We start from the raw sequence: 14767 nt of genomic DNA on the forward strand, positions 1-14767 counted from the left end.
AATATCTCATTACAAAGTGACAGAGAGCCGCCATACCAGCGCGGCCAGAGTGACGAAAAGCACAGGCAGGGTCATGATTATGCCGGTGCGGAAGTAATATCCCCAGGTGATGGTCATGTTTTTTTGTGCCAACACATGAAGCCATAGTAAGGTTGCCAGACTACCTATCGGGGTGATTTTAGGACCTAAATCGCAGCCAATCACATTGGCATAAATCATCGCCTCTCTGACGATGCCGGTCGCAGCACTCCCGTCAATTGACAATGCACCAATAAGCACCGTTGGCATATTGTTCATCACAGACGACATGAACGCAGTCAGGAAGCCGGTACCGAACGTGGCAACCCATAAGCCTTTGTCTGCCAACATATTGAGTACGGCAGAAAGATACTCAGTGAGTCCTGCGTTACGCAGGCCGTAGACGACCAGATACATACCCAGCGAGAAAATCACGATCTGCCAGGGCGCCCCGCGCAGCACCTTCCCGGTATTAATGGCACGGCCACGCTTTGCTACCACGAAAAGCACCGCAGCCCCAACTGCTGCTATCGCGCTTACAGGGATCCCCAGCGGCTCCAGAACAAAGAAACCGACCAGCAGGAACAGCAGAACAATCCAGCCCGCCCTGAACGTCTCAGGATCTTTAATCGCACTGGCAGGCATCTTGAGCAGTGAAACGTCATATCTGGCTGGGATATCGCGGCGGAAGAAGAGATGGAGCATAACCAGCGTGGCAGCTATGGCCGCCAGGTTCACAGGGACCATCACGGAGGCGTACTGTGTAAAGCCCAGGTTGAAGAAATCTGCCGAGACAATATTTACCAGGTTGGAAACTATCAGCGGCAGGCTGGCGGTATCAGCGATGAATCCTGCAGCCATGACAAAGGCCAGAGTCGTCGCCTGACTGAACCCCAGTGCGAGCAGCATCGCAATCACAATCGGCGTCAGTATCAGTGCTGCACCGTCGTTAGCAAACAGCGCAGCAACAGCAGCGCCAAGCATTACTATCCAGGTAAACAGCAGGCGGCCGCGCCCATTACCCCATCGGGAAACATGCAACGCGGCCCATTCAAAGAAACCGGACTCATCGAGCAGCAGGCTGATGATGATCACCGCAATGAATGCCGCTGTTGCGTTCCAGACGATATTCCAGACTACGGGGATATCATGAATGTGGATAACCCCTGTACCCAGAGCTAGTACGGCTCCGATACTTGCGCTCCAGCCAATGCTGAGGCCTCTCGGTTGCCAGATGACCAGAACCAGCGTCAGTATAAAGATACTCCCTGCCAAAATCATTTCAGGTTCCTTTGTATATGGTTATATGTATGTGATAAACATTTTCAACATGATGTGCATGCTGATTTTGACAACCATTCATCCACATCTTCTCTCATACACTGCCAGGACGTCGTGATCGTATCAGCCGCCCACGCCGGCATGTGGGGTGATAGGCGGTAGTGAATCCATTTGCCTTCCCGACGGTCAAGCACCAGCTCAGCTTCGCGCAGAATAGCCATGTGGCGAGAAATTTTGGGTTGTGACTCAGTGGTGGCCGCGCATATATCGCATACGCACAGTTCGCCGGACTCCCGGAGAAGCATGACAATGGCGAGGCGGGTTTCATCCGATAGGATTTTAAAAAGCTGAACAGGCCGTAGCATTTTTTACTCCGTTCCCTTTAGAATACACATATGATAAATCATATGTATTCATTTTGAAATCACCAGAATCTCCCGGAGGAGTAATAATGGAACACTTTCCTGCACTGAACGCTGATTGCTTCGATCAGCTGATTGCTGAACGCCTGCAGCTCCAGGAACCGCCACGCATTCTGATTCTGTATGGCTCGGTAAGAGAACGTTCTTACAGTCGTTTTGCAGCAGAAGAAGCGGGTCGCCTACTGACGGCGATGGGGGCGGAGGTCAGACTGTTTAACCCCTCAGGTTTACCCCTGCCGGATGATGCTCCGGAAACGCACCCTAAAGTCACCGAACTGCGCGGACTGGTCAGATGGTGTGATGGAATGGTGTGGAGTTCTCCTGAGCGGCATGGGGCAATGAGTGCGGTGATGAAAGCACAGATCGACTGGATCCCCTTAAGTGAAGGTGCGGTTCGTCCTTCACAGGGCAAAACTCTTGCGGTGATGCAGGTTTGTGGCGGCTCGCAGTCTTTTAATGCCTTGAACCAAATGCGTATTCTTGGACGCTGGATGAGGATGTTCACTATCCCCAACCAATCTTCAGTAGCCAAAGCTTGGCAGGAATTCGATGAGAACGGGCGGATGAAACCTTCGTCCTGGTATGATCGTATCGTCGATGTCGCCGAGGAGTTGTTTAAACTCACGCTGCTGCTCAAGGGGAAAACAGGTTACCTGGCCGATCGCTACAGTGAACGAAAGGAGAGCCATCAGGAGCTTTCATCCCGCGTCAATCAGGACAAAATATAACCTCTTTCTTATTGAGCTCAAAACGTCTGCTTTTGCACCGAGCTGACTTGTTGGCTTAGGCTAAGCTCTATGCTGTGACAATGCCAGCTCGAGTCTGAGCTAATACACGTTAGCATCATCAGCTACTTTATTAGGGGTAAATGCGCGTGGCTCGAATTGATGGACTTGAACTCGTTGGTAGGAGGGAAGATAGAAAATAATTTTACGTAGGTCTGCTGCATCAGACAGCTATACCAATAATTGGTAACAATCATGCCAGTACTGAGGGATAGATTTTTGTATCTGTCGTATCCTTATGCACTTAACATAGGCGGGTTCACTGCGGCAGGTAATTTGGACATAGTATGGTTAAAACCAAACAGATTTTAGTCGTCATTCATCTTTGTAGCTTTTTGGTTCTTCTTTATAGTCTGTCAATGATCCCACCACTGGCAGTAGCGCTATTGTATAAAGAAAAGAGCGTATTTTCCTTTTTCTATACGTTGGCGATCGCTGGCATTTCTGGTGCCTTGGGGTGGTTCACTACTCGGCAAGCGAAAGTGCAGCTACGCACCCAAGATGGTTTTCTGATTATCGTAATGTTCTGGTTACTGTTCTCTCTTATAAGTGCTTTGCCATTGTGGTTCGATAACACTCTGAACATTAGTTTGGCCGATGCGATTTTTGAAGGGGTATCCGGTATCACGACTACGGGGGCTTCAGTGCTTAACGATGTATCGGGCGTACCAAAGTCCTTTCTCTATTACCGTTCTCAACTCAATTTTATTGGAGGTCTTGGCGTTATTGTTCTTGCTGTGGCTGTATTGCCGTTGCTGGGGATCGGTGGCGCCAAACTTTACCAATCAGAAATGCCTGGCCCATTCAAAGAAGAGCGATTGACGCCTCGCTTGGCTGATACGTCGAAAAATCTATGGTTGATCTATCTCGGGTTGGGGTTAGCTTGTACCTTTGCATACCGAATGGCTGGTATGCCATGGTTTGACGCACTCTGTCATGGCCTTTCAACTGTTTCGTTGGGAGGCTTTTCCACTCGTAACGAGAGCTTGGGCTATTTCGATAGCTCTGCGGTAGAAATGGTCGGAGGCATTTTTTCTATCTTGGCTGCTATAAACTTTACCCTATATTTCGTTGTCGTTGGTCGCCGAAGCTTGAAGCCCCTATATCGTAATACGGAACTGCGTTTCTTCTTACTGGTACTATCTATTATTGCAGTGATCGTGTGTATTGAGCTTTATCGTTCCGGTATGTACGGTGTGAAAGATTCCTTTGTGCACGGTTTTTTTCTTACTAGTTCAATGATGACAGACAATGGCCTAGCCACTGCCGACTACGCTAAGATGCCTTCACATACCATCATGTTATTGCTGGCAGCCAGCTTTTTTGGCGGCTGCGTCGGTTCAACATGTGGAGGGATAAAAGCACTGCGCTTTTTGATCATGTATAAGCAAAGTAGGCATGAAATCAATCAACTAGTACACCCTAATGCAATTTTCACCATTAAGGTAGGCAATGTACCGATCCAAGATAGGGTTTTGCGTTCAGTATGGAGTTTTTTCTTCCTCTATATCTTATTCAGTTGTTTCTTTATCTGGCTGCTTAACCTGATGGGGTATGACATGATCACTTCATTCGCCACTGTTGCTGCCTGCATTAACAACATGGGGTTGGGATACGGTGAAACTGCTGCCGGATTTGGAACGATGAGCGATGCGGCCAAGTGGCTAATGTGTGCCGCGATGTTACTTGGGCGTCTTGAGATATATCCAATGCTTATCCTTTGCTCGCGGAATTTTTGGCGTTTCTGATTGTAGTGAGATTGAGTTATATATCCCAATAACTCTAATGCTTATCATGGTAAAGTCTTTTTCGTAAAGAGTGTTTTCGTTGAGGTTATATGATTATCTGGCGTGGCTTTACGTGGATGGATAATGCCGGTGACTGGCTGTGAGGCTATTCTATGAGCAAGGATGTAATTCAATGATATAAATTGGCCATCTAAGGTTTGGGCACCAAAGATGGCCATTTCATTTTTTAAATAATCGATTCTAATCTTTGTCTTGCCTGACTTGTCAGACGCTTAATACCTAGTGACTTTGCCATTTCCGAGACCTTGTTTTCACCTTCAATACTCAAAGCCAATGCGCGCAATTCTTCACTTGGTATTGCATCAACCTGGCGAACATCGGCATCGGTTGAAGGTAAACGGAAGGCATTCCAGTCCGCTCTTTGAGCTTCTGATAACCAGATAAAATCTTCACCAAAATGATCCGTCGCTACATGATAGTTTTGGTCAACAACCTCCATAACACGCTCTCGAATCAATCTACCTGCACGGCTAAAGCCATGTACACGCGCTATGCGCTGTACTAGCGTTTTATCTAGAAGAGGGGACTCAAGATTAATCACCTCTGCGATGAGTATTTTTAGCGTTTCATCGTACTCTGCGATATAGAATCTCTCTGGATCAATTTTTCCCTGCCACTCCTTCAATTCATTTATAACATACTTACATGTTTTTCCAACTTGAGCGGTTTCTAATGTCGCAGAATAAGCATATTTCAGTTCTGGCAATGGATCCTCTGCATCATCTTCCGCTGATACTGGATGGATAATGGGTTTAATATGCTTACCAGAAACAGATCTTTCTTCATCATTAACAACCTGAATATATCCCTGCTCATCAGTTACGTCTGCACTACTATTTTCTATAGTGATTGGTTGATCCAGCTCATCTTTATCTGCGATTTTTTCTTCCGCAGTTCTGGATTCCTCCAACAGACCATTAATCGCCATATCTAGCCTTTCTAGTGCGCCTTCTTTATCAACCCACCATTCTGTTGACCATAGTCGAAGCAGTTTCCAGCCTAGCCCCTGCAGAATCGTACTACGAACTTTATCACGGTCACGAGCAGTGGCTGCACTATGATAGGTAGCACCATCACATTCAATCCCCACTAAATAGTCTCCCGGTTTATCCGGATGCACGATACCCAAATCAATACGAAACCGTGATACGCCAATCTGTGGAACAACTTGCCATCCTTTTCTTCTTAGGCCATTTGCTACGGCCTCCTCAAACGGAGAGTCATAACTTCCTACCGAGCCGCGAACTGCTTGTGCCAGAGCTATCGGGCCGCGCTGAGCAAATTCAATAAAATGCTTCAGGTCAGCAACGGCTCGAGCGCTTGTACGATTGAGATCTATAAAGGAAGGCTCAAAAGAGCTAAACACCATCATTTCCTGACGTGCGCGTGTAACAGCAACATTAAGACGGCGCCAGCCCCCATTTCGGTTCAGTGGTCCGAAATTCATCGACATGGTATTAGCGCCCGGCTCTGTAGGGCCATATCCAATACCAAGCATAATCAGATCTCGTTCATCCCCTTGGACTGTTTCAAGATTTTTAACTACGACAGGCTCTTCCAGTTCAGGTTGGAAGAATGGCTCAATTTCAGGATGTATTTGTCTGGCGCGGTCTAATAGATCATTAATCAGTTTCTGCTGTTCCGTATTGAGAGTAATAATGCCAATAGATTTACCAGATGCGATAAATTTTTTATCCTTCAGACGTTTCACTGTTTCAGAGACAATTGCCTCTGCTTCGGCCTGGTTATGGCGTCCCTTACCTTTAGAATAGGTCCCTATTACTTTGCGCCACTGAACGGAACTTTGTTTGGTTTTAGATGAGGGGAAGGTGATCAGATTACCGTCGTAATACTGATGATTGGAGAATGCAATCAAACTTTCATGGCGGCTACGATAATGCCAACTCAGACTGTGGTTATACAGGCCTGCAGCCAGACATTCATCAAGAATGCTTTCCATATCTTCTTCAGTTTCATCGGTATCATTAGCCGCACGGTTGAAGAAACTGGTTGGTGGCATTTGTCGAGGATCACCTGCAATAACAACTTGTTTACCGCGGGCCATTGTACCAATCGCATCCCAAGGAGCTATCTGTGATGCCTCATCAAAAATCACTAGATCAAACAACGCCTGCTCTGAGGGCAAGAACTGAGCAACAGAGAGTGGGCTCATTAGCATGCAAGGAGCTAGCTTCGACATAGCATCGCCCATTTCAGCAGCCATTTGGCGAACTGGCTTATGACGCCGTGATTTCTGCAATTCATGTTTGAGCAGAGCAAAGCCCCCTTGCTTACTGACTTCATTTTTTGCAGGTATCACACCGCACAATCGTGCACGAATATAGCGAACCGAGAGCCTGGCAAGGCGGTCAGTGTGAATGCGGTACGCATCAATATCACTCATATGTTCTGCGGGTACAAAATTATGCAGCAGAGGTTCTGAGTCAATCACCCACGAAGCAAACCAGCGGCAATAAGCTGTCTCAAATAACTCCACCGCACTGATATCACTTGGGTCAAGTTGGATAATCGCATTGACCAGTGGCAATAAGCCTTCCCCAACGGCTTCTTCGCGAACTCGGCTCCAGTCACTCCAGGCTTTCAGAGATGATTGATGGTTCACGATGCCCAATGCGCAATCGCGAAGGGTTGCGATCTCCAAGTCATGTTCTAACGTTTTAATCAGATTACAGAATCTTGCTTTGGCTTCATTGAAAGCTGACACGGAGGCGAGCAGATTCTGGGTAAGCGTTGCAATAATGCCCTGAGAACCCAGTAAGTCATTAGCATCAATCAATAACGTTTTAACTGTGGAGCGAAGCTCTGCAAGTTGCTGAGGTGATGAAGCAAATCTACTTAATGCACTGCGAATGGTGTCGGCCAAGTCGAGGGTGTTCTGTAAGACGGAATAGTCAGTGTCAAGACCACGCCATCCCGGCATAGTCGAAGTCAAAGGTATGCTCTCTGACAATCTCTGAGATAGAATTTGAAGCTTTTCAATAATAGGAAGGTCAACGGATAAATCGGGAGTAGCATTAAGTAAATGTTGCCGGACCACCTCGAAAATAACTTTCTTACGGGCATGAGTTGCAAAAAACCAAAATTTCTTATCAGCCTCTGCAAGAGAGTTTCTGACCTGGAGAACATTTAAACTTTGCCAGTTATTTCCTGGATAAGTAACAGACAATTTTGATTTGGCTAATTCGATCTCTTTGAGAAGGCTGATTGCCATTTTCGTAGCTTCAATTCTACTAACAACATCTGGAGCGAACATAAAGCTCAGATCAGTACCTGCTGCTTTTGACAATGAATCGCAAAGAGATGCCAGTTGAACAAGTTTATCAGGTTCATTTGATTCTAAAATGATTCCTGTTGCTTTAATTAGGTCTCCTGCAGCATTTTCTAGGTGCTTAATGTTATCCGGAATGGTCAGAGCTTCAGCAATAAGCAACGATTGCCATCCATTAGTCCAGTCAGTCTGGTTTATGCTCCCAAAATGCAGGTGATGTTGCTTAAAGGCATTTCGATTGAGATCAAGACGTTTGGCGATTTCTCTGAATTCTGTCATTTGTTCAGAGGTATGCAATGTGCCTGTAACCCATGTGAATTGAGGTGTGACTATACTGGCATCTCTGATGACTCGTCCCATTGCTTGATGAAGTGTCAGTCCATTTGGCCATCGCTGATGCAATAGACGGACAACCTCATTTAACTTGTCACGTAGTCGTTGAACTTTGCTAGCTTCTTCTTCCCATTCACTGGTCGTGAGCATATCGCGGGCATCCCATGCTCGTTCCAGCTGTTTGAGAAAATCCATCTTTGACGTTTTACTGGAATGTAATTCCAGACAAAATTCGCCCAATCCTTGAGCTTCAAGTCTGCGATAGACCACATCAAGGGCCGCTTTTTTCTCGGCAACGAACAATACACGTCTTCCTAGGGCCAGATTATGTGCAATCATGTTGGCAATTGTCTGAGACTTACCGGTGCCCGGAGGTCCATCCAAAACAAAATCGCGACCTTTTGCAGAAGCTACCACAGCGGCAATTTGCGAGGAGTCTGCGGGTAATGGCAGGAAAAGCTCTTGAGTGCTTATAGCATCATCAAGTCTATTGACCTCAATTATCTCCCCGTTCGTCTCAAGGGCAACATTTTCTTGACCCCGCTCGATAAGGTATTTTACTAGAGAACTTTGCATCAGTTGCGGTGCTCTATCGATGAGGTCTTTCCACATCAAATATTTTGCAAAGGAGAAAGTACCAATCACGACGTCACGAGTAACCTCAAAACCTGGCATATCACGTACAGCGCGACGTACCACATTCCAGATACCATCTACATCGATGCCACTTTCATCTGTAGGTAACTCGCCATCAAGGCCGTTGATAGTCAGTGCAAAGTCATTGTGCAATAACTCGAGTAAGGTAAGGTTAAAGCGCGGCTCTTCTTCCAGCAAACGCATAGTCACACCAGAAACTACACTTTTTCGGTCTAGCTGAATCGGTAATAGAATAAGGGGAGCTAAGTAATTTCTTGTATCTTCAGCTGATTTTTTCCATTTCAAGAAACCAATTGCAAGAAACAGGGTATTGGCTCCCCCTTCTTCCAAGTCGCTTTTTGACTTTCGATACAGATCAATAAGTGATGATTCCAGGCGTTCTTTTTCGAGAGGTGATACAACTTCACCACGCTCCAAAGCCTGTTGGGCATACTCCTCCCGGAGGTCTGCATTTGTTTGCTGGCGATATAATTCCGCATCACGCCCCCCCAACTCGAGGTCAGGTAATGAGACAATACGGATTCGTTTTCCCTCTGCCAGTTTGTCTTCTAGGTAACCGGGATTAGCGCATATCAGTCGAATACTTTTAGCACTGTCTGGTAAATGCAATAAGCGGTTACGGGTCGTCAAATCGAGTAGTTTACGTTGCCACTGTACGAGACGGCCAGCGGCATCTTTCGTACCTTCCATCTCTATGTCAAGTTCAAAAGAAGGAAGTACTGGTGCATCTTCAAAGCCATGTCGAACATTCGGTTCTGAATCTAACCGACTTTCTAAGCGAGTGCTCCCCAGAGCCAGAGGGCGAATCTTTTGCATACGTGCGCGACGGGTATCAATGGCTGCGTGAAACTCCTCTTCAGTAAGATGCTTTAAAGCTTCCTCGAAAGCTTGAGTAAAGGAAGGAGGCTGTGCTTTAGTAACCAACGTAGTTTCAAACACTACCATTTCTTTTAAATCAACACGTTTACGGACAGAAGATACGTCGTCAGTAACTAGTTGTGCAAACTCTTGCGGTTGAAGCCAGAAACCAGCGAAAGCATGCCCTTCGCTAAGGATTACCAGAGCATTGAGCCCCATTTGCTCCAGGGTAGAGGCAAATAATAGCGTTGTATCTAGGCAGGTAGCGACTTTACCTTCTAGAATTGCACCAGGTGTGCGAATTTTCTGACCGTTCCGCTCAAAACTGGCGGGGGGGAGTGCATAGCTGATATTCAGGTTACAAACAGCTGTCCATAGTGCAGAAGCCATTTCCCACACGCGCGTTCGGGATTTACTTTCATAGCCATCCAACGCATCTTTTTTCCCAGCACTGCGCAAGACATCAGATGTAGCTTTGATAAGGCGATCTACAGCAGGATCATTCGGCATAATGAAAGAGGGCAGCAGTTCGGACATTGCATTGCCACCCCATTCATTCTTCGCTAAAGCCTCGAGAGGATAATGAAGCGTGAAGAGCTCTTTGTCACTTTGCCGCAAAGTTAACGTGACTTCGCAAATCACACTTTCAGTAAGTTCAGCCAGCCATTCCGCATTGAGCCTTACATCTCGCTCACGAATATCAATCGATGAACCAGGCAGCAGGCAGTCAATATTCCATTGCTTTGCTTCCAGCACCGACGGCGCTGTTTGCAGGTGCAACGTTAGATTTTGGTAGGTTTGATCGGATTCGTTATGCAAGACAAGCTCACGTAACATCGGAACAGCATTCTGGTGGGAGGTGAAGCCCAATTTTTGCGCGATACTTACCTGCGCCGTGATGCTCATAATAGCGCCTCTTGTGCTGGAAAACTGTTAATATTCAATTTATTAAAGGTGTCATTCTTTTAAACAGGCAAAGGGGGGAAGTTGCTACGACAAAAATCAAAACCGCATAGCACAAAATCCAATAGCTGGATATTAATGCAAAATAAAAAGCAACTATATGTAAAATCCACCGTCAAGAATAACGCCATAAGAATAGTCTTAGCCTATTGATACCATAAAGTATAAAGCGTTACTAATCTATAGATGCAGCTGCGTTTGCTATGGAATGAAAGTCTTTTTTCTTCTATTTTATTGATATTAAAGCAAAAATGTCAATTGGGATTTATTGGTGTGATAATTGAAAAGCATTAATTTACTGATTTTATTGGAATATTTTTTCAACAAATAGAACGATTTACAGACAAAATTAGCCACGTCTAATTTGGCGCTAAATAGTCGACGGAAAAACATATCTTGATAGCACGCTTAGGGGAACAAACATCTGTCTAGGGCAGTCAGACCCATAAAAACATCGACCTGATAATTGATTGATTTTTATTATTATTTTCATTATCTAGCTATCAGAGCCTCATGAGCCTGATGATATTTGGATCACCACAGATACGAGTATGTAACTTCTGCAATCAGTACTAAGGGAAGTCAGAAGAGGGCGCATAGTCGAAGTGTTTCACCGCGAGATAATTACTTGCCCGATAATGTCGATTAAGACGCCATTATTGCTCCATCTAGCTCATTGGAAATATTATTAGAATAAATATAGTACCTCATGAAACCATATCGGTTGTGGGGTAGCTGTTATCACGAAACTAGCGTGTTACCCAATCGTTCAAGCCTGTTTTTGCGCGTATGTTCAGGCTGTTCATCTGTAAATGAGCAGTAGTGCACACTGATGAGATGACTGCAAATGACGTAACTATATGAAATTAAATAATAAAAACAAAAAGTGAACAGGGTGTACAGTTTTCCTATAAATCATTTCTGCAGCGGGTTGAGCGTCTATTTAAATCTATACCCTAGAGTAGATTGGTGATTTCTGTGTATAGGTGAGTGTATATTATTACATGGTCCATATGTGTAATTTGTTAATAAACAATGTGTTGTGATTGTTTTTTCACTCCTGTGATCTTCCGCCAATCAATATCTCCCAATCTCCTCTGTGATTGTCGGCTCCGGTAGAGTAAGTTTGCTTCTTTCGCTTTGTGATAGCGCAGCTTGCGTGGGTAGAAGAAACGTTCATGAAGAAGGACTATGAGGCAGTAAGCCGTTGACGTAAAAACCGCTTACGCGGCCTTTTTATTTCTGAGAAACAGGGCAAGCAGATACAGGGCGCCCAGCGGCAGGGCCATGACATAACAGAATGCATAATACAGGATCAGCACGCCATTTTTGCCTATGGTATCGGCGAACAGTCCGCGGTGCCAAAATTCTTCACTCGTGAACTGCAGGGCGGCCATTTCAGTGCCTTTTTTAGCACAGGGATACAGTAAAAAGCTCAGGATGGAGAGGATCAACGAAAGTGCGATATTCACCATGTCCTGGAAAGAATAGATGTAATAAAGCGCGATAAAAAAGTAAGTCACGCCCCACACCTGACTTTTCCAATAATACGCTTTGGTCATTTGCGCCTCCCTGGGCATGAGTTCCTTTCTGTTTCGTGCTTGGCGAAATGGAATACCGATGCCATTGCCCGCGTCGCGCGGTTTACCCAAGGCGTCTGAGTATGCGCAGGGCTTCGGCAAAATGCCATATTACCGGCTTATCTGGCAGGCGTATTTGGGTTCTGCAGCGAGCGTCCCTCTCCCCAACACATAGCCCCCTCACTCCCGCTGCAAAAAGAACTGCTTGATGGTCTGCCGCAGCCAGCGGTGCGCCGGATCGCGATCCAGGCGCGGGTGCCAGGCCTGGACGATAAACACCGATTCCAGCTCAAGCGGCAGCTCGATCTCCGCCAACGGCAGGTGGATGTTGCTCACCCCCTGCAGCACGTGGCGCGGCAGCGGCAGGATAAAGTCCGATTTCATGGTCAGCATCATCGCCGAATGAAAGCCCGGCAGGGTCAGGGCGACGTTGCGCTGCAGGCCGAGATCGCGCAGCGCGTCGTCGATCGGCCCCTGCGTGCGTCCGCGGCGAGAAACGCTGATATGCGGGTAATGGGTCAGGGTTTCGGGCGTTACCCGGCCGATGATCGGGTGCCCAGGGCGCACCAGCGCCTGAAAGGTGCTGGTGAACAGGCTCTGCGTCTTGATTTCCGGGTGCCAGTCGCGTGAGGAACCGATCACCAGATCCACTTTGCCGCTGCGCAGCGCGTCATCCTCGCCGTCGCTTTCGGCGATGAATTTCAGGCCGCTCAGCGGCGCCGATTCCCGCAGCGTCTCCAGCAATCCGCCCGCCAGCGCGCCGATAAAGATATCGTTGGCGCGAATGGTGAAGGTTCTGGTCAGCTTGCCGGGTTCGAACGCATCACTCGGTGCGATCAGCGCAGTGGCCTGCTCGATGATGTCGCCGAGCTGGCGTTTCAATTCCAGCGCACGCGGCGTCGGCACCAGATGCTTACCGGCTCTGACCATGATCGGGTCGTCGAACTGCCGGCGGATGCGCCCGAGAATGCGGCTCATTGCCGGCGCGCTCAGATTCATCTTCTCGGCGGCGCCGCTCACGCTCCCTTCTTCCAGCAGCAGATTCAGCGCATAGATCAGGTTGAAATCAATTTTTTGCGGCATGGCCTCTCCGGGGGGGTGCGCTCAATGGGTTGCGTTTTGTGCAACTAGTTAATTACATCATTTCATTTTAAACAATCGAAATAACTCCGGATACTGCCCACGACAACAAAGATTGAGGCTGAAACAGCAGGAGTGGGGAATGGTTGAGGTGTCTGTTACGCCGCACCACAAAAATCGATGGCTCGCCAGCGCCGGTGAAATCAACGGCCGTACCTGGCTGGGGTTGTTCGGCGTGTTTTTGGCGGTGATGGCCAGCGGCGTGGGGGAAAACGCCAGCAAGTTTGCGCTGGCGGATATACAGGGTGGCATGCTGCTGAGCTTCGATGCCGGCAGCTGGCTGACCACATGCTACGTCACCGGCTTTGTGATCGGTTCCGGGTTCACGCCCTGTTTTTGGCCGACCTTTTCGCTGCGCCGGGTGGCGTTGACGATGTGCGGCATTTACCTGGCCGGTGGACTGTTGACGCCCTGGTTGGGAGATCAGTATGGCGTGCTGCTGGCGGTGCGCAGCCTGCAGGGCTTCGCCGGCGGCGCGTTGCCGCCGATGCTGATGACGGTGGTGCTGCGTTTTATGCCGCCGCTGATCAAGGTGCTGGGGCTGGGTGCCTACGGCTGGGTCTCGGCCTGGAGCGCCACGCTGGGCGCTACCGCCGCCGCCTTCGCCTTTCACTGGGGCTGGAGCGGGTATTTCTACTGGAACCTGCCGCTGATGGCGATCGCCGCCGTGTGCATCGGTTACGGCCTGCCGCAGGATCCGCTGCGGCTGGAGCGCCTGCGGCAGTTCAATTGGCGCGGCCTGTTGCTCGGCGGCATGGCGCTCGGCATGTTGACGGTGGGCATTTCACAGGGGGAGCGCCTCGACTGGCTGAACTCGCCGCTGATCTACGTTTTATTATTGGGCGGCGGCGGATTATTGGCGTTATTTCTGATTAACGAATGGTATCACCCGCTGCCTTTTTTTAATTTGCAGCTATTAAGCAAAAGGAATTTGTCTTTCTCCTTAATTACGCTGGGTGGCGTGCTGTTAATTATGGTGTCGCTGGTTAATATCACGTCGGGATATTTAGCCGCGATTCAGGGTTATCGTCAGGAACAAACCTCCGACTTAATGCTGTGGGTCGCATTGCCGCAATTAATTACGCTGCCGATCGTCGCCATAATTTGCAATACGCCGCGGGTGGATTGCCGCTGGGTGCTGGCGATCAGCCTGCTGTTGATGGCCACCGCCTGCGTGCTGGCGGCTCAGCTGACGCCGGAATGGAACGGCGACACGTTCCGCGTCATCGCGCTGTTGCAGGCGGTCGCTCAACCGATGGCGATCATCCCGTTGCTGATGCAGGCGACCGGCGGGCTGTTGCCGACCGACGGGCCGTTTGCGGCGGCCTGGTTCAACGCGGTGAAAGGTTTCGCCGCCACCGCTGCCGGCGGCGCCATCGCGCTGCTCAGCCGGCAGCGCGGGGATTATCACGCCGGTACGATCGCCGACGGCTTCGGCTCGGCCTACAGCCGCGCATCGGGGTCGGCGGAGCAGCTGGCGCAGCTTGCCGCCCGGCAGGGCCACGTGCTGGCCAGCGCCGATCTTTATCTGTTGGTTGCCGGCCTGGCGTTATTACTGACCGCGCTGATTTTAGTTATGCCGACCCGTATTTATCCGCCGCGTTCGGTCGCTGCCTGACATTTTATCATCAGA

At 48.5% G+C, this 14767-nt stretch carries 8 protein-coding genes; 3 read left to right on the top strand and 5 right to left on the bottom strand.

Annotated elements, in window-relative coordinates:
• Window positions 1-9 precede the first annotated feature (9 nt).
• Complete coding sequence (locus ACJ8IL_RS16435) at window positions 10-1299, bottom strand: arsenic transporter (RefSeq protein ID WP_076741157.1); 1290 nt, start codon at window positions 1297-1299, stop codon at window positions 10-12.
• Between the two features lie 44 nt (window positions 1300-1343).
• Window positions 1344-1664: a transcriptional regulator gene (locus ACJ8IL_RS16440; RefSeq protein WP_076741156.1), complete on the bottom strand. Its 321-nt coding sequence runs from the start codon at window positions 1662-1664 to the stop codon at window positions 1344-1346.
• A gap of 86 nt (window positions 1665-1750) precedes the next feature.
• Here ACJ8IL_RS16440 and arsH point away from each other — a divergent pair, with 86 nt between their 5' ends.
• Entirely contained in the window at window positions 1751-2449 is a 699-nt protein-coding gene (arsH, locus tag ACJ8IL_RS16445; RefSeq protein WP_076741155.1) for an arsenical resistance protein ArsH, read from the top strand.
• Window positions 2450-2793: 344 nt separating this feature from the next.
• Entirely contained in the window at window positions 2794-4254 is a 1461-nt protein-coding gene (locus ACJ8IL_RS16450) for a TrkH family potassium uptake protein (RefSeq protein ID WP_442516672.1), read from the top strand.
• Window positions 4255-4480: 226 nt separating this feature from the next.
• On the opposite strand, the gene ACJ8IL_RS16455 is transcribed toward ACJ8IL_RS16450, so the two are convergent.
• The 3 genes from ACJ8IL_RS16455 to ACJ8IL_RS16465 all read right to left on the bottom strand — a co-directional run bounded on the left by ACJ8IL_RS16455 (window position 4481) and on the right by ACJ8IL_RS16465 (window position 13077).
• Complete coding sequence (locus ACJ8IL_RS16455; RefSeq protein WP_240275331.1) at window positions 4481-10357, bottom strand: DUF3320 domain-containing protein; 5877 nt, start codon at window positions 10355-10357, stop codon at window positions 4481-4483.
• 1280 nt (window positions 10358-11637) lie between these two features.
• On the bottom strand, window positions 11638-11976 hold the full coding sequence (locus tag ACJ8IL_RS16460) for a colicin E1 family microcin immunity protein (RefSeq protein WP_033645080.1): 339 nt from the start codon (window positions 11974-11976) through the stop codon (window positions 11638-11640).
• Between the two features lie 198 nt (window positions 11977-12174).
• On the bottom strand, window positions 12175-13077 hold the full coding sequence (locus ACJ8IL_RS16465) for a LysR family transcriptional regulator (RefSeq protein WP_016929547.1): 903 nt from the start codon (window positions 13075-13077) through the stop codon (window positions 12175-12177).
• A 139-nt stretch (window positions 13078-13216) separates the two neighbouring features.
• Here ACJ8IL_RS16465 and ACJ8IL_RS16470 point away from each other — a divergent pair, with 139 nt between their 5' ends.
• Complete coding sequence (locus tag ACJ8IL_RS16470; protein ID WP_016929546.1) at window positions 13217-14752, top strand: MFS transporter; 1536 nt, start codon at window positions 13217-13219, stop codon at window positions 14750-14752.
• Window positions 14753-14767: the final 15 nt, after the last annotated feature.

Source organism: Serratia sp. CY47444 (genome assembly GCF_052168635.1).
Classification (GTDB): domain Bacteria; phylum Pseudomonadota; class Gammaproteobacteria; order Enterobacterales; family Enterobacteriaceae; genus Serratia; species Serratia bockelmannii.

Coding starts and splice junctions, on each gene's coding strand:
- ACJ8IL_RS16450 (WP_442516672.1), top strand. CDS start 2,794: ATGGTTAAAACCAAACAGATTTTAGTCGTCATTCATCTTTGTAGCTTT.
- ACJ8IL_RS16440 (WP_076741156.1), bottom strand. CDS start 1,664: ATGCTACGGCCTGTTCAGCTTTTTAAAATCCTATCGGATGAAACCCGC.
- ACJ8IL_RS16470 (WP_016929546.1), top strand. CDS start 13,217: ATGGTTGAGGTGTCTGTTACGCCGCACCACAAAAATCGATGGCTCGCC.
- ACJ8IL_RS16435 (WP_076741157.1), bottom strand. CDS start 1,299: ATGATTTTGGCAGGGAGTATCTTTATACTGACGCTGGTTCTGGTCATC.
- ACJ8IL_RS16460 (WP_033645080.1), bottom strand. CDS start 11,976: ATGACCAAAGCGTATTATTGGAAAAGTCAGGTGTGGGGCGTGACTTAC.
- arsH (WP_076741155.1), top strand. CDS start 1,751: ATGGAACACTTTCCTGCACTGAACGCTGATTGCTTCGATCAGCTGATT.
- ACJ8IL_RS16455 (WP_240275331.1), bottom strand. CDS start 10,357: ATGAGCATCACGGCGCAGGTAAGTATCGCGCAAAAATTGGGCTTCACC.
- ACJ8IL_RS16465 (WP_016929547.1), bottom strand. CDS start 13,077: ATGCCGCAAAAAATTGATTTCAACCTGATCTATGCGCTGAATCTGCTG.